General features: G+C 63.6%; 17 protein-coding genes. 11 read left to right on the forward strand and 6 right to left on the reverse strand.

Annotated features, from left to right (window positions below; genetic code table 11):
• Nucleotides 1-128: 128 nt before the first annotated feature.
• Nucleotides 129-962: an alpha/beta hydrolase gene (locus OKW20_RS20340; protein ID WP_429174706.1), complete on the reverse strand. Its 834-nt coding sequence runs from the start codon at nt 960-962 to the stop codon at nt 129-131.
• Nucleotides 963-1,290: 328 nt separating this feature from the next.
• On the opposite strand from OKW20_RS20340, the gene OKW20_RS20345 reads away from it, so the two are divergent.
• From OKW20_RS20345 to OKW20_RS20375, 7 genes are all read left to right on the forward strand, one after another.
• Nucleotides 1,291-2,910, forward strand: a complete 1,620-nt coding sequence (locus OKW20_RS20345; protein ID WP_429174707.1) for a benzoate-CoA ligase family protein — start codon at nt 1,291-1,293, stop codon at nt 2,908-2,910.
• 4 nt (nt 2,911-2,914) lie between these two features.
• Complete coding sequence (gene kynA / locus OKW20_RS20350) at nt 2,915-3,751, forward strand: tryptophan 2,3-dioxygenase (protein ID WP_429174709.1); 837 nt, start codon at nt 2,915-2,917, stop codon at nt 3,749-3,751.
• A gap of 42 nt (nt 3,752-3,793) precedes the next feature.
• Nucleotides 3,794-4,933: an ABC transporter substrate-binding protein gene (locus OKW20_RS20355; RefSeq protein ID WP_043624018.1), complete on the forward strand. Its 1,140-nt coding sequence runs from the start codon at nt 3,794-3,796 to the stop codon at nt 4,931-4,933.
• 90 nt (nt 4,934-5,023) lie between these two features.
• Complete coding sequence (locus tag OKW20_RS20360) at nt 5,024-5,944, forward strand: branched-chain amino acid ABC transporter permease (protein ID WP_429174711.1); 921 nt, start codon at nt 5,024-5,026, stop codon at nt 5,942-5,944.
• Between the two features lie 7 nt (nt 5,945-5,951).
• Nucleotides 5,952-6,923: a branched-chain amino acid ABC transporter permease gene (locus OKW20_RS20365; protein ID WP_043624020.1), complete on the forward strand. Its 972-nt coding sequence runs from the start codon at nt 5,952-5,954 to the stop codon at nt 6,921-6,923.
• On the forward strand, nt 6,916-7,665 hold the full coding sequence (locus OKW20_RS20370) for an ABC transporter ATP-binding protein (RefSeq protein ID WP_429174713.1): 750 nt from the start codon (nt 6,916-6,918) through the stop codon (nt 7,663-7,665). The genes OKW20_RS20365 and OKW20_RS20370 overlap by 8 nt, the downstream gene beginning before the upstream one ends.
• A complete protein-coding gene (locus OKW20_RS20375; protein WP_429174715.1) occupies nt 7,662-8,348 on the forward strand; it encodes an ABC transporter ATP-binding protein in 687 nt (228 codons plus the stop codon). The genes OKW20_RS20370 and OKW20_RS20375 overlap by 4 nt, the downstream gene beginning before the upstream one ends.
• An 8-nt stretch (nt 8,349-8,356) precedes the next feature.
• Here OKW20_RS20375 and OKW20_RS20380 read toward each other — a convergent pair whose 3' ends face one another.
• From OKW20_RS20380 to OKW20_RS20400, 5 genes are all read right to left on the reverse strand, one after another.
• Nucleotides 8,357-9,325: a threonine ammonia-lyase gene (locus OKW20_RS20380; protein ID WP_429174717.1), complete on the reverse strand. Its 969-nt coding sequence runs from the start codon at nt 9,323-9,325 to the stop codon at nt 8,357-8,359.
• 134 nt (nt 9,326-9,459) lie between these two features.
• Nucleotides 9,460-10,707: a kynureninase gene (gene kynU, locus OKW20_RS20385; protein ID WP_429174719.1), complete on the reverse strand. Its 1,248-nt coding sequence runs from the start codon at nt 10,705-10,707 to the stop codon at nt 9,460-9,462.
• 15 nt (nt 10,708-10,722) lie between these two features.
• On the reverse strand, nt 10,723-11,646 hold the full coding sequence (locus tag OKW20_RS20390) for an ABC transporter permease (protein WP_192449182.1): 924 nt from the start codon (nt 11,644-11,646) through the stop codon (nt 10,723-10,725).
• A gap of 5 nt (nt 11,647-11,651) precedes the next feature.
• Nucleotides 11,652-12,431, reverse strand: coding sequence for an ABC transporter ATP-binding protein (locus tag OKW20_RS20395; RefSeq protein ID WP_043612424.1), 780 nt, complete (start codon nt 12,429-12,431; stop codon nt 11,652-11,654).
• 66 nt (nt 12,432-12,497) lie between these two features.
• The gene (locus tag OKW20_RS20400) at nt 12,498-13,487 is read right to left on the reverse strand and encodes an ABC transporter substrate-binding protein (protein ID WP_043612423.1); all 990 of its coding nucleotides are present in this window, start codon (nt 13,485-13,487) and stop codon (nt 12,498-12,500) included.
• Between the two features lie 163 nt (nt 13,488-13,650).
• Between OKW20_RS20400 and OKW20_RS20405 the strand changes: the two genes are divergently transcribed.
• The 4 genes from OKW20_RS20405 (at nt 13,651) to OKW20_RS20420 (ending at nt 18,379) form a co-directional block, all read left to right on the forward strand.
• Complete coding sequence (locus tag OKW20_RS20405; protein WP_429174726.1) at nt 13,651-14,424, forward strand: GntR family transcriptional regulator; 774 nt, start codon at nt 13,651-13,653, stop codon at nt 14,422-14,424.
• 100 nt (nt 14,425-14,524) lie between these two features.
• Entirely contained in the window at nt 14,525-15,049 is a 525-nt protein-coding gene (locus OKW20_RS20410) for a MarR family winged helix-turn-helix transcriptional regulator (protein WP_245281579.1), read from the forward strand.
• Nucleotides 15,050-15,284: 235 nt separating this feature from the next.
• Nucleotides 15,285-17,606 carry a bifunctional salicylyl-CoA 5-hydroxylase/oxidoreductase gene (locus OKW20_RS20415; RefSeq protein ID WP_429174728.1) on the forward strand — a complete coding sequence of 774 codons (2,322 nt, stop codon included), beginning with the start codon at nt 15,285-15,287 and terminating at the stop codon, nt 17,604-17,606.
• On the forward strand, nt 17,603-18,379 hold the full coding sequence (locus OKW20_RS20420; RefSeq protein ID WP_429174730.1) for an SDR family NAD(P)-dependent oxidoreductase: 777 nt from the start codon (nt 17,603-17,605) through the stop codon (nt 18,377-18,379). Before OKW20_RS20415 ends, OKW20_RS20420 begins: the two co-directional genes overlap by 4 nt.

Here is an 18,379-nt window from a genome sequence, read left to right on the forward strand (position 1 = left end):
TCCAACACCATTTGGGTTGGAGAGCATACCTTGCGGATATAGTAGCGATGCAAACACGAGAGGTATGACCCGGATGGAAGCGCGTCATACCCTTGTCGAGGCAATAGCGAAGCGACCCGGCCTGACGATCACTCGTCCGACAGCAGCGTCCGAACCAGAGGATGCCTGGCGTCGGCAAGGCCGTCGATGACGTTGAAGTGGTGCCTGTCCGGTTCGGCGACAGCAGCCGTCCTTGCGCCCAACCCAGTCCAGATATTGGCTAGAAGCGCATTCTGGCGCAAGAACTCCGCACGCTCGCCGCCGCCGACCCAGCAGGTGATGCGGGCATCTTTCATGGGCCGCAGCAGCGCCGGGCTCTGCGAAAGTGCCTCGGCCTCGTCGATCGCGAGCTTCTCGTTCATGGTCGTCGACATGATCGGGCGCAGGTCATGGACGCCCGAAATCGACACGACGTTGCGGATCCGGGTCTGGACATCCCGCGAAAGCGGCGCTGTCGTCGTGATCATCCGGCTGACCAGATGGCCGCCGGCCGAGTGGCCGGTCAGCATCAAGGGACCCTCGACGCGTTTCGATGCCTCGCTGATGGCGGCGGCGACCTCCTCGACGATCCCGGCAATGCGGATCTCCGGGCAGAGCGTGTAGGACGGCATCGCGACGGCATAGCCGTGCTCCACGGCGCCGGCCGCTAGGTGCGACCAGAAGCTCTTGTCGAGCTGCAGCCAGTAGCCGCCGTGGACGAAAACCACCAGGCCCTTCGGCGAACCATCGGGCAAAAACAGGTCCATGCGGTTCCTCGGCCGATCGCCATAGGCAAGGTCGAGCTTGGCGCGTCCAGCGTTCAAGAGGGCGCTGCGGAACGCCTCGGCCGGCTTGACCCAAGCCTCCGGCCAGCGATCGCCGCGCGCGATGTTCGAGCCGTTCGCGTAGGCGTCGTCCCAGTCGGAAATGCGGTGTTCCAGCATCGATTTCATCCTCCCCTTGATGTCTCCTTACAGATAGCAATCGCCTGCCCCACCGGGAAAGGCAATGCTGGAATTCGAAAAAACTTTAGGCTTGAAATAATTTTGGACTGGTGCGATGCTGCCTCATGTTCAGCCGAGAAGTGGAGGTCTCGCTGTGCCTATCGCCATAACTGGGATCGCGTCAGCGACCGCCCGTGTCACCTTGAACCGTGACGCGACGCTCGTCGCGTGCCTGCAGACCAGGGCTTTGAACCACCGCAAGACTTTCAGCCGGCTTTGAACAATGCCTGGGCAACAGGCACGAACGAAAATAGGGAACAGCCGCCACATGCTTGGACCGACTTCGCACGTCGATACGTTCACCCGCGACCATCTTCCGCCACCGGAAGAATGGCCGGAGTTCCTTCTCGAAGGTTTTGACTATCCGGATCACCTCAACGCCGCCGTCGAACTGACGGACGCCATGGTCGCGAAGGGGTTCGGCGATCATACCGCGCTGATCGGCAACGGGCGCCGCCGGACCTACAAGGAACTGTCCGACTGGACCAACCGGCTCGCCCACGCTCTGGTCGAGAATTACGGCGTCAAACCCGGCCATCGCGTGCTCATCCGCTCCGCCAACAATCCGGCCATGGTCGCCTGCTGGCTGGCGGCAACCAAGGCCGGCGCCGTCGTCGTCAACACCATGCCGATGCTGAGAGCCGGGGAACTCGCCAAGATCGTCGACAAGGCCGAAGTCAGTCTGGCGCTCTGCGACACGCGGCTGATGGAAGAGATGATCGCCTGCGCCAAGAACAGCCGCTTCCTGAAGCAGGTCGTGAGCTTCGACGGCACGGCGAACCACGACGCCGAACTCGACCGCATCGCGCTCGACAAATCCGTCGTGTTCGAGGCCGTGCATACCGGCCGCGACGACGTGGCGCTGCTCGGCTTCACGTCGGGCACGACCGGGATCCCCAAGGCGACCATGCATTTCCACCGCGATCTCCTGGCGATCGCCGACGGCTATGCCCGCGAAGTGCTCGGCGTCACGCCTGACGACATCTTCGTCGGCTCGCCGCCGCTCGCCTTCACCTTCGGCCTTGGCGGCCTTGCGATCTTCCCCTTGCGCTTTGGAGCCGCAGCGACGCTGCTCGAGCATGCGACCCCCGCCAACATGGTGGAGATTATCGAGAAATACAGGGCGACGATCTCGTTTACCGCCCCCACCGCCTATCGGGCGATGATGAAGGCGATGGACAACGGCGCCGATCTTTCATCACTGCGCGTCGCGATTTCCGCGGGCGAGACCCTGCCCGGTCCGGTCTTTGCGGAGTGGACGGCCAAGACCGGCAAGCCGATCCTCGACGGCATCGGCGCGACCGAGATGCTGCACATCTTCATTTCCAACCGGTTCGAGGATCGCAAGGCCGCCTCGACCGGCAAGCCCGTCGGCGGCTACCAGGCGCGGATCGTCAATGACGACATGCAGGAAGTGCCCCGCGGCACGATCGGCAGGCTTGCTGTGCGCGGCCCGACCGGCTGCCGCTACATGTCGGATGCCCGCCAGCGCGACTATGTCCGCGACGGCTGGAACCTCACCGGCGACGCCTTCTACCAGGACGAGGATGGCTTCTTCCATTTTGCCGCCCGCTCCGACGACATGATCATCACCGCCGGCTACAACATCGCCGGGCCAGAGGTCGAGGCGGCCCTGATTTCCCACCCGGAAGTCGCCGAATGCGCCGTCGTCGGCGCGCCGGATGCGGAGCGTGGTCAGATTGTCGAAGCCTATGTCGTTCTGATATCTGGCGTGTCGGCGGACGACGCAACGATCAAGCGGCTGCAGGATCATGTAAAGGCGACGATCGCACCCTACAAATATCCGCGATCGGTAAAGTTCCTGGACAACCTGCCAAAGACAGCCACGGGCAAGATCCAGCGGTTCCGATTGCGGTCGGAGAACTGAAAATATGAGCAAGTCATACGACCCTTCGAAAGAAGGCGCCCAAATGTCGTTCAAGGGACGCATGTCCTACAGCGACTACCTGATGCTGGAAAAGGTGCTGGACGCACAGGAGCCGCTTTCCAAAGCCCATGACGAGATGCTGTTCATCATCCAGCATCAGACGTCCGAGCTCTGGATGAAGCTCGCGCTGCACGAGATCAACGCGGCGGCCCGCTCGATCCGCGACGACCGGCTGGAACCCGCCTTCAAGATGCTGACGCGCGTCGCCCGCATCTTCGAGCAGTTGAACAGCGCCTGGGACGTGCTGCGCACGATGACCCCGAGCGAATACACCACGTTCCGCGAATCGCTCGGCCAATCCTCCGGTTTCCAGTCCTGGCAGTACCGGGCGATCGAGTTCCTTGCCGGCAACCGCAATGTCGCGATGCTCGGCCCCCATGCGCACCGCCCCGACATCATGGAAAAGCTGGAAGCGATCCTTTCAGCGCCGTCGCTCTACGACGAGGCGATCCGGCTGCTTTCGCGCAACGGCTTCGACGTCGGCGCGGAAGCCGACAAGACCGATTGGCGCGAAACGCGAGCGGAAAGCGACAAGGTCTTTGCCGCCTGGCAGACCGTCTACCGCGATCCGGAACGCTACTGGATGCTCTACGAGCTTGCCGAGAAGCTGGTCGATTTCGAGGACTATTTCCGCCGCTGGCGCTTCAACCATGTCACGACGGTCGAGCGCATCATCGGCATGAAACGCGGAACCGGGGGCACATCCGGCGCGTCCTATCTGAAAAAGATGCTCGAAGTGGAACTTTTCCCCGAGCTCTGGCACGTGCGCACGGGTCTCTGATAGAACACAACCCAAAAGGGAACCAACAAAGAGGAGAACAGCATGAACCGCATTCTGGCCGCGGGCCTTCTTGGCCTTTCGCTTGCGACATCGAGCCTTGCCCATGCCGAGCCGGTGAAGATCGGCGTCATCACCACGCTTTCAGGCGGCGGTGCCGGCCTGGGCATCGACATGCGCGACGCCTTCACCCTGGCGATCAAGCAGTCGGGCAACAAGGACGTCGAACTGGTGATCGAGGACGATGCCCAGAAGCCGGAACTTGCGGTGCAGATCGCCGAGAAGATGATCCAGGGCGACAAGGTCGACCTGATGACGGGCATCATCTGGTCGAACCTCGCAATGGCCGTCGTGCCGAACACGGTGGCGCAGGACGTGATCTATCTCTCGCCGAACGCCGGTCCTTCGGCGCTTGCCGGTGCAAACTGCAATCCGAACTACTTCAACGTCGCCTACCAGAACGACAACTTCCACGAGGCGATGGGGCAATACGCCAACAAGGACTACAAGAACGCCTTCATCCTGGCGCCCAACTATCCGGCCGGCAAGGATGCGCTGACCGGGTTCAAGCGCTACTACAAGGGTGCACTTGCCGGCGAGATCTACACGCAGGTCGGCCAGACCGACTATGCCGCCGAGATCGCCCAGATCCGCGCCTCGGGCGCCGACAGCGTTTACTTCTTCCTGCCCGGCGGCATGGGCATCGCCTTCATGAAGCAATACGCCCAGTCGGGCGTGAACATCCCGGTCATGGGCCCCGGCTTCTCCTTCAGCCAGGATGTTCTGCCGGCGATCGGCGATGCGGCGCTTGGCGTCAAGAACTCCGCGACCTGGTCGAAGGACCTCGACAACGAGGCCAACAAGAAGTTCGTCGAAGCCTTCAAGGCCGAATACAAGCGCCTGCCCTCGATCTACGCGGCGCAGAGCTGGGACACGGCAAACCTGATCCTCGCCGCGCTGTCGAAGGCAAGCGTCAAGGACAAGGACGCCTTCCGCGCAGCGCTTAAGGCAGCCGACTTCCAGTCGGTGCGCGGCAAGTTCGTCTTCAACAACAACAACCACCCAATCCAGAACATCTACGTTCGCGAGGTGGTGAAGGAAGCCGACGGCGTACTCACCAACAAGATCATCGCCACCGCTTTCGAAGACCACAAGGACGCCTACGCCGACAAGTGCAGCATGTAACGCTTGTCGCCCGTCACCCGGATGCCCGGCTTCGAGGCCGGCATCCGGTCGATGATCCGTGTCGTCCCGAATGAAGCTTGGACCGGTCTCTTGTTCACCGCACTCCTGATCGAACAACTGCTCAACGGGCTTCAGCTCGGTGTGATGCTGTTTCTGATGGCCGCCGGCCTGACGCTGATCTTTGGCGTCATGGGTCTGATCAACCTGGCACACGGCTCGCTCTACATGATCGGCGCCTTTGCCTGCGCGACGGTCGCAGCCGCGACAGGCTCCTTCTGGATCGGGCTGATCGCGAGCCTTGCGGCCGCCGCCGGCGTCGGCGCGATCATCGAGGTCGCGGTCATCCGCAGGCTCTATGATCGCGATCATCTCGATCAGGTGCTCGCCACCTTCGCGCTGATCCTGGTCCTGTCGGAAGGGGCCCGCTGGCTCTTCGGCTCGTTCCCGCTCTATCTCGACATCCCGCCCGTGCTCCAGGGCGCGGTGCCGCTGCCGGGCGGCGGCCAGTACCAGCTCTACCGCCTAGCGATCATCGGCGTCGGTATCGCCGTCGCCATTGGCCTCTATCTGCTGATCTCCCGTACCCGGCTCGGCATGCGCATCCGGGCGGGCGAGTCCGATCGCGAGATGATCGGAGCGCTCGGTGTCGATATCGGCACGCTCTATACCGTCGTCTTCGCGCTCGGCGCCGCCCTTGCGGGGCTTGCCGGGGCTCTCGTCGGCGCTCTGCAGTCGGTGCAGGTCGGCATGGGCGAGCCGGTGCTCATCCTCGCCTTCGTCGTCATCGTCATTGGCGGTATCGGTTCGATCAAAGGAGCGCTGGTCGGTGCCATCATCGTTGGCGTCGTCGACACGATGGGCCGTTTCCTGCTTCCCTCGCTTTTGGCACTCACCATGCCCGCCTCACAGGCAACCACGATCGGCGCTGCTGTCGCCTCGATGCTGATCTATGTCGTCATGGCCCTCATCCTCGCCTTCAGGCCGAGCGGCCTGTTTGCAGCGCAGTCGTGAGGCCAAAATGACCCGCGAAACCACAATCAACCTGCTGCTCGCCCTCCTGCTTCTCGGCGCACCGATCCTGGCCGCAAGCCTGGGCGAACCCTTCTATGTGACGCTCGCAACCCGCATCGCGGTGCTGGCTCTTGCCGCCGTCGGCCTCAATATGGCGCTGGGGCTCGGCGGGCTGCTTTCGTTCGGGCATGCGGCCTTTTTCGGCCTCGGCGGCTACGTCGCCGGTATCCTTGCGACCCACGCCTTCAATGCCGAGCCGCTTTTCGCTGGCATTCCGGCGACGACGTCGATGCCGATTATCTGGGTTACGGCGATCGCGGTCGCCGGCCTCATCGCGTTGCCGATCGGCGCGATCAGCCTGCGCACGTCGGGCGTCTATTTCATCATGATCACCCTCGCCTTCGCGCAGATGATCTACTATTTCGCGATCTCCTGGCCGGCCTATGGCGGCGAGGACGGCCTGTCGCTGTCGATGCGCAACGCCTTTCCCGGCGTCAACACCGCCAAGCCCCTGCCCTATTTCCTGATCTGCTACGCGGCCCTGATGGCGGCGCTGCTTCTGTTTCGCGTCGTCGAGGGTTCACGCTTCGGCAGCGCCCTGCAGGCGGCAAGGCAGAACGGGATCCGCCTTGCGGCAGTGGGCATTGCGCCCTTCAACATCCGCCTCGTCGCCTTTGCCGTCTCGGCGATGATCACCGGGCTTGCCGGCGCGCTTTATGCCGATCTCAACCGCTTCGTCGGCCCCTCGATGCTCTCCTGGCACATGTCGGGCGAGTTGATCGTGCTGATCATCCTCGGCGGCAAGGGACGGTTGTTCGGACCTGTCGCCGGCGCGATGATCTTCGTCTTCTTCGAATATGTGCTCGGCGGCATCACCGAGCGCTGGCAGTTCTTCCTCGGCCTCATCCTGCTCGGCATCGTGCTCTTTGCTCGCGGTGGTCTGCTGGGTCTCCTCTCCGGAAAGCCGCGCCATGTCTGAGCCCGTTCTCGAAATCCGCGATCTCAGAAAATCCTTCGGCGCGCTGAAAGCGACCGATGGTGTCAGTCTTGAGCTCCGCCCCGGCCAAATCCACGCACTGATCGGCCCGAACGGCGCCGGCAAGAGCACGCTGATCCACCAGATCGCCGGCTCGCTCAAGGCCGACAGCGGCACCATCCGTTTTCTCGGCCAGGATATCGGCGGCCTCGACATGGCCGCCCGCGCAAGGCTCGGCCTTGCGCGCAGCTTCCAGATCTCCTCGCTGGCGCAGGAGTTCTCGGCGCTTCGCAACGTCATGCTGGCGGTGCAGGCACGACAGGGCAGCAGTTTTCGCTTCTTCCGCCAGGTGACCCGCGACAAGGACCTGGTCGAACCGGCGATGGCCATGCTGGAGCGCGTCGATCTTGCCGCGCGTGCCCATGTGCCGGCAGCTGAACTCTCGCACGGCGAGCGCAGGCAGCTCGAAATCGCGATCGCGCTGGCGTTGTCGCCAAAGGCGTTTCTGTTCGACGAGCCGATGGCCGGCATGGGACCGGAGGGCTCGAAGCGGCTGACCTCCTTCCTCAACGGTTTGCGCCACGAAGCGCCGATGCTCCTGGTCGAGCACGACATGGATGCGGTCTTTGCGCTGGCGGACCGCATTTCCGTGCTGGTCTATGGCCGCATCATCGCGTCGGGCACGGTCGATGAAATCCGCAGCGATCCCGAAGTACGACGGGCCTATCTGGGAGAAGCCGCGTGAGCCTGCTCGAAATCAACGGTCTCGAGACCTTCTACGGCGCGTCACAGGCGCTCTTCGGTGTCAACCTCGATGTGCGCGAGGGCGAGGTCGTCGCGCTCATGGGCCGTAATGGCATGGGCAAGACGACGACCATCAACTCGATCCTCGGGCTCGTGCGCCCGCGCTCGGGCGCCATCAGCTTTGCGGGCAAGACGATCTCCGGCCTGCGTCCGCACCGGATCGCCAGGCTCGGCCTCGGCCTCGTGCCCGAAGGACGGCGCTGCTTTCCCAATCTCACCGTCATGGAGAACCTCGTCGCCACCGCCCGCGGCAACCAGTGGACCTTCGAGAAGGTGACCGCGCTCTTCCCACGCCTCGGCGAACGGCGCGACCAATATGCCAACACACTCTCTGGCGGCGAGCAGCAGATGCTGGCGATCGGCCGGGCCTTGATGACCAATCCCAGCCTGCTCATTCTCGACGAGGCAACAGAGGGACTTGCGCCTGTCATCCGCCAGGACATCTGGTCGGCGATCCGCACACTGAAGGCGGCGGGGCAATCGATCCTCGTCGTCGACAAGACGCTTTCCGAACTTTTGCCTGTTGCCGACCGCTGCTTCGTGCTCGAAAAGGGCGCGACCGTTTTCGAAGGCGCGCCGGCAGCGTTGACGCCTGAACTTCAGGACCGTTATCTCGGCGTTTGATCTGTCGCTCAGGCCGAGGGAATGCCGCCGCCGAGCACGGTGGAATAGGCCTCGGTATCGATGTTGCCGCCCGAGATAACGCAGACGATGTTTCCCTTGAGATCCGGCCGGGCGATTGCGGCAGCAAGCGAGGCAGCCCCGGCTCCCTCAGCGACGACCTTTGCCTTCTTGAAGAGCAGCCGCATCGCGTCGCACACCTCTCCCGGGCTGACGGCAATCGCCCCATCGATCAGGTCCCGCGCGACCGGCCAAAGCTGCGGCACGAGCGATGGCGCACCGATGCTCTTGATAAAGGACGGGCGGGTTTCGATCGTCACGATCTGCCCGACCTCAAGAGCTGCCGAAACCGGCGCGGCGCTGTCATCCTCGACGGCAAAGACACGGCAACGACTGGAAGCGGCCTTGATGGCGCTGGCCACCCCGGTGGTCATGCTGCCGCCGCCAAAGGGCGTCAGCACGACATCCAACTCGGGCAGGTCCTCGAGGATTTCCATGCCGATGGAGCCGTTGCCGGCCAGCACCGCCTGGTCGGTTACCGGATTGATCAACAGCTCCGGCGCGTCCGGGCGATCGACGTCCGTGATGTAATCCCACCAGGTCTCGGCACTGACGAAACGTACTTCGCCGCCAAGCGCACGGACGCCGTCGATCTTGGTCTGCGGCGCGCCGCGATACATGTAGGCAACCATGGGCACGCCGATAAGGCGTGCCGCCCAGGCCATGCCATAAGCCATGTTACCGGAACTGGTGACGGCGGCGCCGTTTTTCAGATCGGCCGGATCGCGCGACAAGACGGCGTTCAGGGCGGGACGGAGCTTGAAGGCGCCGATCGGAGACAGCGTCTCCAGCTTGAGAAAAATCTGACGGTCCGGAAACCCAAGATCGAGCCTGACCAGCGGCGTGCGCGCGAAATGCGGCGCGATGCGTTTGCGGGCATCGGCGATTTCGCCCGGGGTCGGGCGGCGTGGCGCAGTCATGGCTTAAGTCCCCCGTTCGCCGTCCTCTCGCCCCAGGGCACGGTAGCTCTGAACGAACGCTGCGGGCGGCTACCTCAGTACGCGTCTGAACGAGAAGGCAGCGGGCGAAAATGCCGCCCGCTACCTACAACCCATCAGGTCACGGCCGCACGGACCGCGAAGCGCGCATCCTGCCAGGCACCGGTCTTGAGGATGTCTTCCAGGATTTCGACCGCCTGCCAGACGTCGGCATAGCTCACATAGAGCGGCGTGAATCCGAAGCGCATCGTCGTTGGTGCACGGAAATCGCCGATGACGCCGCGGGCAATGAGCGCCTGCATGATCTCGTAGGCGTTCGGGTGTTTGAACGAAACCTGGCTTCCGCGCTTCGTACCATCGCGCGGGCTTTCAAGCTCGAGGCCATAGGCACCGCATTTCGCCTCGACCAGCGCGATAAAGAGGTCCGTGAGGCCGATGCTCTTTTCGCGCAGCGCCTTCATGTCAACCGCGTCCCAGACGTCGAGCGCGCCCTTCAGCGCCCGCAGCGACAGGATCGGCTGCGTTCCGCAGAGGAACCGTCGAATGCCCTCGCCGGCGGCATAGTGCTTTTCGAAGGCGAAGGGACGGGCGTGGCCCCACCAGCCGCTAAGCGGCTGGCGGATATCGCCGTGGTGACGGGTGGCGGCATAGATGAAGGCGGGGGCGCCGGGGCCACCGTTCAGGTACTTGTAGGTGCAGCCGACGGCGAAATCGACATTGGCGCCATCGAGATCAACCGGCAGGGCGCCGGCCGTATGGCAGAGGTCCCAGATGACCAGCGCCCCGTGTTCGTGCGCCTTGCGGGTCAGCGCCGCCATGTCGCGCAGTTCGCCGGACTTGTAATTGACGTGGTTGACCAGAACCACGGCGACGCTGCCGTCGATCAGGTCCTCGATCTCGGGCGCATCGACCCCTTCGAGCCGGAGAGAAGCACCGGCGCGTGTCGAGACCACGCCTTCGGCCATGTAGAGGTCGGTCGGGAAACTGCCGCCTTCGCTGACGATCACCGAGCGATCGGGCCGGAGCGCCATGGCCGCATGCAGCGCCTTGTAGATGTTGATCGAGGTGGTGTCGCAGACGACGGTCTGGCCGGCGGCAGCCCCGATCAGCCGCCCGACCCGGTCACCGAGGGTCAGCGGCATCTCGAACCAGCCGGCGGTGTTCCAGCTGCGGATGAGATCCTGCCCCCATTCCACGGTCGCGGCCTTCTGAAGTTCGTCGAAGGCGGCGGTCGAGGCAACGCCGAGCGAGTTGCCGTCGAGATAGATAAGGCCCGGAGGCAGGATGAAGCGCTCGCGCATCGGGGCGAGCACGTCGGCCGCATCCATGGCCTTGATCGCAGCAAAATCGGGAACAGCATTCATAAAGGTAGTCCTCATTTATTCGCGAACGGTTTCGCGGGCGGGCGCGGGCCCGCGGCTTCGCTTGAGGCTCGGAAGAGCCAGCATGGCCAGAACGAAGAGGCCGGTCGCCAGTTTCAGGTCCGGCGGCGGCATGCCGGCGGCCAGGCAGAAGGAGACGAGCTGGTAATAGACGATCGCACCGACGAACGGCGCGGCGAGCTGGCGCGCCACACTCTGCTTGCCGACGATCGCTTCACCGATCATCAGCGCTGCAAGACCGTTGATCAGGATGCCGAGGCCCATGTTGACGTCGGCAAAGCCCTGCGACTGCACCATTAGCGCGCCGCCTGCCGCCGAAAACGCGCCCGCCAGTCCAACGCCGCCGATCGTCGCCATCCAGACATTGATGCCTTGGGCTTCGGCCATATCGGGATTGGCCCCGACGGCGCGTACGGCCGTGCCCTTCTCCGTGCGGAAGAAGTGATAGAGCAGGAAGAAGACGATGAGGGCGATCAGCCCGGCAACGACGATCTTGCTTGCCGGGAAGCCCGGCTGCAGCCCCGGCGCCCAGTCGAACACCGTCGGCGCACCGAAAACGGAAAGGTTCGAGCGGCCCATGATCCGGAGATTGATCGAATAGAGCATCGTCATCATCAGGATGCCGGCAAGCAGCGTGTGGATCCGGAACCTGAGATGGATGAAGGCCGTGCAGCAGCCGGCGAGGAAGCCGGCGAGAAGCGCGATGGCGATCGCGGCGAGCGGCGACATGCCGGCCGCCATTAACACGCCGCAGACGCAGCCGCCGAGCGGAAATGCGCCTTCGCTGGTCAGATCAGGAAAGCTCAGCATGCGGAACGGGATCATGATCCCGAGCACGACGAAGGCGAGGATCAGGCTCTGCGCGAGCGTGACGGGAACGAGCGAGATGAAGCTCGCGACGGTGTTTTGAATGATATCCATGATCGTCAGCTCGCCAGGAACATGCGGTCGGTTTTGACGGAGAAGTGGCCAATCAGATCCGGCACGGTCGTCTGCGCCTTTTCCTTGCCATCGATCTCGAGGCGCACGCGCCCGGCATCGAGCATGATGACCTTGTGACCGAAATCGACGGCATGCTGCATGTTGTGCGTCACCATCAGCGTCGTCAGCTTCAAGGCTTCGACCGCACGGATCGTCGCCTGCATGACGATATCTGCCGTGCGCGGATCAAGCGCTGCGGTGTGCTCGTCAAGCAGCAGCAGTTCCGGCTCGCCACCGACCGCCATGATCAAGGACAGCGATTGCCGCTGGCCGCCGGACAGAAGCTCCACCCGAGTGTCGAGACGGTTTTCAAGGCCGAGACCCAGAAGCGACAGGCGTTCCCTGTAGGTGGCGAGCCGCGTCGCGTTCAGGCCGCGCCGCAGGGTGCGCTTGTTGCTGCGCAGTTCGGCAAGCAGCATGTTTTCGGCCACCGTCATCGAGGCGGCGGTGCCGCGCATCGGGTCTTGGAACACGCGGGCAAGCCGCATCGCGCGCTTGTGCACGGGCGTTGCGGTCACGTCGTCGCCGTTGATGACGATCTGGCCGGTATCGAGCACCAATGCACCCGAAATGGCGTTGAGCATGCTGCTCTTGCCGGCGCCGTTGGAGCCGATGACGACGCCGAATTCGCCCGTGGCAAGGCTGAGATTGAGGCCGTCGAGCGCGACCTTTTCGTCCGGCTGCCCCTTGTAGAAGACTTTGCGGGCCGATCTGATTTCCAGCATTGGCTCCCCCTTAACTTATGAGATGACGGCGCTCGGGGCGCCGTCACTGAAGAGACAAGACGGAGATCAATCGACCACGCAGTTGCATTCGGTCGCAAGCGCTGCCGGCACTTCGATACCGAAGGCGGCGGCCGCCTTCTTCGAAATCAGCGGCGCGTGATCTTCATAGGCCGGACGCGACGGTGCGATGGTCTTCGGGTCTGCACCCTTGAGGATCTGGGCGGCGATCTTGCCGGCATTGACGCCGACCTGCTCGTAGTTGACCGCAAAGCTTGCCGGCACGACGCCGTCACGCACGGCACCGTCGTCGGAGTTGACGATCGGGATCTGTGCTTGACGCGCGGCTGCCGAAACGGCGCCGATCGCCGGCTGCAGCAGGTTGGATGCGGGCGTGTAGATCACGTCGGCCTTGCCGGCGAAGGAGGCGATGCGCTGCTGGATGTCGTTGACGTTGTCGACGCCGACCTCCACGACCTCGAAGCCTGCAGCAGGGGCCGCTTCCTTGATCTTGTCGAGCAGGGCCTGGTCGTTCGCTTCACCCGGATTATAGGGCACGCCGAAACGCTTGGCGTTCGGAAGCAGCTTGTGCGTGAAGGCCATGACGGCGGCCACGTCCTGAAGGTCGGTCGCACCGGTCATGCCGTCGTCACCGGCTTCCCAGGACGGGACGAGCTTGGCGGCCACCGGGTCGGTAACGGCCGAGAAGACCACCGGAATGCCGGACCCGGCGAGCGCCTTCTTGGCGATCTGCGATACCGGCGTGGTGATCGTATAGACCAGCTTCGGCTGTTCGGCCTGCAGCTTGGCGATCATCTGCGGAACCAGCGAGGCGTCGAAATTGGTGTGGCTCTCGGTGTAGACGACATCCTTGCCTTCGACGAAGCCGTTTTCGGCCAGTGCCTTCTTGAAGCCGGCGATCGACGCGTTCAATTGCGGATGCTCGCCGAAATTGGCAATGCCGATGCGGATCGGATCGGCAGCAGCCGCGCCCAGTCCCCATGCCATTGCGCCGGCGACAACCAATCCCGAAAGCCACGTGCTCTTAAGCCTGCTCATACATCCCTCCCAGAATTTGACGAGCGTTACCGCCCTCCTCGGCGGCTTGGGCGGATCATGGGACCGCCCCGGCCTCTTGTCAAATTAATATATATATTTTCATTCGAGGCGCTGAACTATATATATTTGTCTCAACCCGAGTGTGGGCGCTAAGGGAACTTGGATGCAAGACCAAGAACAGTCGACCAAGACGGAATCGGCCTACCGGCTGCTGCGCCGCGACATCCTTGCGACGCGGCTGAAGCCGGGCGCGCCGATGAAGCTGAGCACGCTGCGAGAGAGCTACGGCATCGGCTGGACGCCGCTTCGCGAGGCCCTCTCGCGGCTGGAGGCGGAAGGGCTGGTGACGGCCATCAGCAATCGCGGCTTTGCCGTTGCTCCGGTGTCACGCGAAGAACTCGACGACCTCACCCGCGCCCGCCTTGCCGTCGAAATGCCGCTGCTCATCGAATCGATCGAGAACGGCGACAGCGCCTGGGAATCCGCCGTGGTCACGGCACACTACCGGCTGTCGCGCTGCAAGGTTTCCGTCGAGCGCTTCTCCGAGAGCGAAGTCGACGAGTGGGACGAAAAACATGCCGGCTTTCATACGGCTCTCATCAGCGCTGCAAGATCGCGCTGGCTCGCTCGGTTTCAGGCAACGATCTCCGACCAGCTTCGCCGTCACCACCGCTTCTTAAGCCTGGCGCCGACGATGCGGGCTGCTGCCGGCATGAGTGCAGGCTACGAGGAGGCCGTTGCCGCGCTTGAGGACGCCATGGCGATCGAGCACCATACCGAGCTGATGGAGGCAGCACTCGATCGCGATATCGAGCGTGCCCGCACCCTGATGGCCGAGCACATCGGCTTTACCGTCAACGTCTATGTCCAGTCCGAGGATGGCGGTCGCGCGTCGCCATCGCTCACCCAGGCAGTGCCCGGCCTTGCGTCCAAATGACGGCCCGTGACAACCTGTCCAAGACCTGCTTACCTCTCTAAAAGCAGAAAAACGAAAGAGCCGCTGATTTGCGGCTAAGGGTTGGAAGCGGACGTTGGGAATGATGGGTGAAGACAAGTTCGACACCTCGCCGGAATGGGTGGATGGCGAGACCAAGGCGCTCGAGGCTCCGGGCGATCACCGCGCAGAGCTCAGGCTATGGCTGCGTCTTCTGACCTGCTCGACGCTGGTCGAAAGCGAAATCCGTCGGCGGCTGCGGGAAGACTTCGATTCGACCTTGCCGCGTTTCGACCTGATGGCCCAGCTCGAGCGCGCGCCTGACGGCATGGTGCTCGGCGAGGTCTCCAAGCGGATGATGGTCTCGCCCGGCAACATCACGGTGCTGGTGGAGCGGCTGACCGAGAGCGGCCACATCAACCGTACGACGCTTCCGACCGATCGGCGTGTTCAGATCATCGCCCTTACCCCCTTCGGCCGCGCCGAATTCGAGAAGATGGCGGCAAGGCATGCCGATTGGATCTCGGACCTGTTCGCCGGCCTTCCGGCCAAGGACGGCGGCGTGCTGATGGATGAGCTTGCCACGCTCAAGCGGTCGATCATCGCCTCGCTTGGCCGAAACTCCTGAGGCCGCGCGCCTCGCCCCTTCCTATCCTCCCTTGCCTTCTGCCGCACCGGCCTTGAAGCGATTCGACAGCGCTTGCCTGCGCTGCAAAAGCCGGCGTCGGCGTCCCGTCTGTTCAAAACAATTTTAAGCTTGAAATTTCTCCGGAACGAGTCCACCCTGCTTGCAACAGTCCGGCATGGCCGCTTGCGCCAGCTCGACGGTGACGCGCGCAGCCGGAACTCGGGAGGAGAACGACATGCGGATCGTCTGTATCGGTGGCGGACCTGCCGGCCTCTATTTTGCGCTGCTGATGAAGCGGCAGCATCCGGAGCACCACGTCACGGTGGTCGAGCGAAACCGCGCCTTCGATACCTTCGGCTGGGGGGTGGTCTTCTCTGACGCCACCATGCAGTCGATGCGGCAGTGGGATCCGGAAACGGCCGAGGCGATCGAGGTTTCCTTCAACCATTGGGACGATATCGAGCTGGTCTTCAAGGGCCGCAAGATCCGCACGACCGGCCACGGCTTTGTCGGCATCGGCCGCAAGAAGATGCTCAACATCCTCCAGGAACGCTGCCTCGAACTCGGCGTCGAGCTGCTGTTCGAGCAGGACGTGGAAAGCGACGAGCAGTTCGCCGATGCGGACCTCATCATCGCCTCCGATGGCGTCAACTCGAGGATCCGCAACAAATACGCCGACATCTTCAAGCCCGACATGGTGATCCGGCCGAACCGCTATGTATGGCTTGGCACGGACAAGAAGTTCGACGCCTTCACCTTCGATTTCCAGCGCACCGAACATGGCTGGTTCCAGGCGCATATCTACCGCTTCGACGAGAACACCTCGACCTTCATCGTCGAGACCACCGACGACGTCTTCAAGGCCCACCGCCTCGACCAGATGGACCAGGACCAGTCGATCGCGTTCTGCGAAAAGCTCTTTGCCGGCACGCTCGACGGCCACAAGCTGATGACCAATGCGCGGCACCTGCGCGGCTCTGCCTGGCTGAACTTCGGCCGGCTGATCTGCGAGAAGTGGAGCCATTTCAACGGGCGCAGCCACGTCGTCCTGATGGGCGACAGCGCCCACACCGCCCATTTTGCCATCGGCTCGGGCACCAAGCTTGCGATCGATGACGCCATCGAGCTCACGCGCCAGTTCGACATTCTCGGCCACGACAAGGCGAACATCCCGGCCGTGCTCTCGGCTTACGAGGAAGTGCGCCGCGTCGATGTTGCCCGCATCCAGAACGCCGCCCGCAACGCCATGGAATGGTTCGAAGTGGTCGGCACGCGCTATGCCGACACACTTGAGCCCGAGCAGTTCATGTATTCGATGCTGACCCGCTCGCAGCGCATCAGCCACGAGAACCTGCGCCTGCGCGACAAGGACTGGCTCGAGGGTTTCGAGCGCTGGTTTGCCGAGCGCGCCGGTGTCGAGCCCGCGGCGAACGGGACGGTTCCGCCGCCGATGTTTACGCCGTTCAGGCTTCGCGGCCTGACACTGAGGAACCGCATCGTCGTTTCGCCGATGGCCATGTATTCGGCGACCGACGGCGTGCCGAACGATTTTCATCTCGTCCATCTCGGCGCGCGCGCCATGGGCGGCGCCGCCCTCATCTTCCCGGAGATGACCTGCGTGTCGGCCGATGCCCGCATCACGCCCGGTTGCCTGGGGCTCTGGAACGATGAGCAGGCCCAGGGCTTCAAGCGCATCGTCGATTTCGTGCACCATCAAACCCCCGCCAAGATCGGCATCCAGCTCGGCCATGCCGGCCGCAAGGGCGCGACGAAGGTCGCCTGGGAGGGGATCGACCAGCCGTTGAACGAAGGCGCATGGCCGCTCATCTCCGCATCCGCCCTGCCCTACCTCAAGCATTCGGACACGCCGCGCGAAATGACGCGGGAGGATATGGACCGGGTCATCGCTGATTTCGTGCATGCCACCGAACAGGCCCGAGACCTCGGTTTCGATATTCTGGAACTGCACGTGGCGCATGGTTACCTGCTGTCGAGTTTCCTGTCGCCGCTCACCAATCTGCGCACCGACGACTATGGCGGCGACCATGCCGCCCGCGCCCGCTTCCCGCTCGAAGTCTTCCACGCAGTCCGTAAGGTCTGGCCCGAGGACCGGCCGATGTCGGTGCGCCTCTCGACCCATGACTGGCACGAGGGCGGCAACACGCCCGAGGATGCGGCGATCTTTGCCCGCCTGTTCAAGGAGGCGGGCGCCGACATGATCGACTGCTCCTCCGGCCAGGTGGTGAAGGAGGAAAAGCCGATTTATGGCCGGCTGTTCCAGACGCCGTTTTCCGACAAGATCCGCAACGAGATCCAGGTCCCGACCATCGCCGTCGGGGCGATTTCCGAGGCCGACCACGCGAATTCGATCATTGCCGCCGGTCGCGCCGATCTTTGCGCGATCGCCCGTCCGCATCTGGCCGACCCGTCCTTCGTCATGCATGAGGCGGCAAAGATCGGCTACGAGGAGCAGCTCTGGCCGAAGCAGTACCATTCGGCTCGAGCGCAATATGTGAACAACCTGGCGCGCGCCGCAACGACGGCGGGCAAGCCATGAGCAAGAGACACGCCCTCATCACCGGTGCCGGAAGCGGCATTGGCAAGGCGATCGCCCTTAGGCTCGCCGCCGACGGCCACGTGGTCAGTCTCGCCGGTCGGCGCGCAGCACCACTTGAAGCCGTGCGGGACGAAATCCTTGCTGCCGGCGGGCATGCCCTTGTCCGTGCCGGCTTCGATGTGACCAACCCGGAGGTGGTCGAGCAAGGCATTGCGGCCGCAATTGCCGAAGCCGGAGACATCGCTGTTCTCGTCAATTGCGCCGGCGAAGCGCCCTCGGCACCGTTCGAAAAGACCGACTTCGCGCTTTGGCAGCGGGTGCTTTCCATCAACCTCACCGGCGTCTACCTGGTGACGCAGGCAGCGCTTGCCTCCGTGCGGCGGGCCGGCAACGGCCGGATCGTCAACGTCGCGAGCACCGCGGGCCTCACCGGCTATGCCTATGTGTCGGCCTATTGCGCATCGAAGCACGGCGTCGTCGGCCTGACGCGCGCACTGGCGCTTGAGCTTGCCCGCACCGACGTCACCGTGAACACCGTCTGTCCCGGCTTCACCGACACGCCGCTTATCGATGGTGCGCTCGATACGATCAGCGAAAAGACCGGCCGCTCGCGCGAGGAAGCGCGCGCCAGCCTTACTCGCTCCAACCCACAGGGGCGCCTGGTGACGCCGGAAGAAGTCGCCCACACCGTCTCCTGGCTGGCGTCGGAGCGAGCGACCGCAATCACCGGCCAGGCGGTTGCCGTCGCCGGCGGCGAAGTTCTCGGAGGATAG

Origin of the sequence: Ensifer sp. LBL (assembly GCF_050435225.1) — a bacterium.
Classification (GTDB): domain Bacteria; phylum Pseudomonadota; class Alphaproteobacteria; order Rhizobiales; family Rhizobiaceae; genus Ensifer.

Bases quoted from the DNA above. Each gene is read 5' to 3' on its own strand.
- OKW20_RS20415 (WP_429174728.1), top strand. From the start codon at position 15,285: ATGCGGATCGTCTGTATCGGTGGCGGACCTGCCGGCCTCTATTTTGCG.
- OKW20_RS20340 (WP_429174706.1), bottom strand. From the start codon at position 962: ATGCTGGAACACCGCATTTCCGACTGGGACGACGCCTACGCGAACGGC.
- OKW20_RS20420 (WP_429174730.1), top strand. From the start codon at position 17,603: ATGAGCAAGAGACACGCCCTCATCACCGGTGCCGGAAGCGGCATTGGC.
- OKW20_RS20390 (WP_192449182.1), bottom strand. From the start codon at position 11,646: ATGGATATCATTCAAAACACCGTCGCGAGCTTCATCTCGCTCGTTCCC.
- OKW20_RS20395 (WP_043612424.1), bottom strand. From the start codon at position 12,431: ATGCTGGAAATCAGATCGGCCCGCAAAGTCTTCTACAAGGGGCAGCCG.
- kynU (WP_429174719.1), bottom strand. From the start codon at position 10,707: ATGAATGCTGTTCCCGATTTTGCTGCGATCAAGGCCATGGATGCGGCC.
- OKW20_RS20380 (WP_429174717.1), bottom strand. From the start codon at position 9,325: ATGACTGCGCCACGCCGCCCGACCCCGGGCGAAATCGCCGATGCCCGC.
- OKW20_RS20410 (WP_245281579.1), top strand. From the start codon at position 14,525: ATGATGGGTGAAGACAAGTTCGACACCTCGCCGGAATGGGTGGATGGC.
- OKW20_RS20400 (WP_043612423.1), bottom strand. From the start codon at position 13,487: ATGAGCAGGCTTAAGAGCACGTGGCTTTCGGGATTGGTTGTCGCCGGC.
- OKW20_RS20345 (WP_429174707.1), top strand. From the start codon at position 1,291: ATGCTTGGACCGACTTCGCACGTCGATACGTTCACCCGCGACCATCTT.
- OKW20_RS20355 (WP_043624018.1), top strand. From the start codon at position 3,794: ATGAACCGCATTCTGGCCGCGGGCCTTCTTGGCCTTTCGCTTGCGACA.
- OKW20_RS20365 (WP_043624020.1), top strand. From the start codon at position 5,952: ATGACCCGCGAAACCACAATCAACCTGCTGCTCGCCCTCCTGCTTCTC.
- OKW20_RS20370 (WP_429174713.1), top strand. From the start codon at position 6,916: ATGTCTGAGCCCGTTCTCGAAATCCGCGATCTCAGAAAATCCTTCGGC.
- OKW20_RS20405 (WP_429174726.1), top strand. From the start codon at position 13,651: ATGCAAGACCAAGAACAGTCGACCAAGACGGAATCGGCCTACCGGCTG.
- kynA (WP_429174709.1), top strand. From the start codon at position 2,915: ATGAGCAAGTCATACGACCCTTCGAAAGAAGGCGCCCAAATGTCGTTC.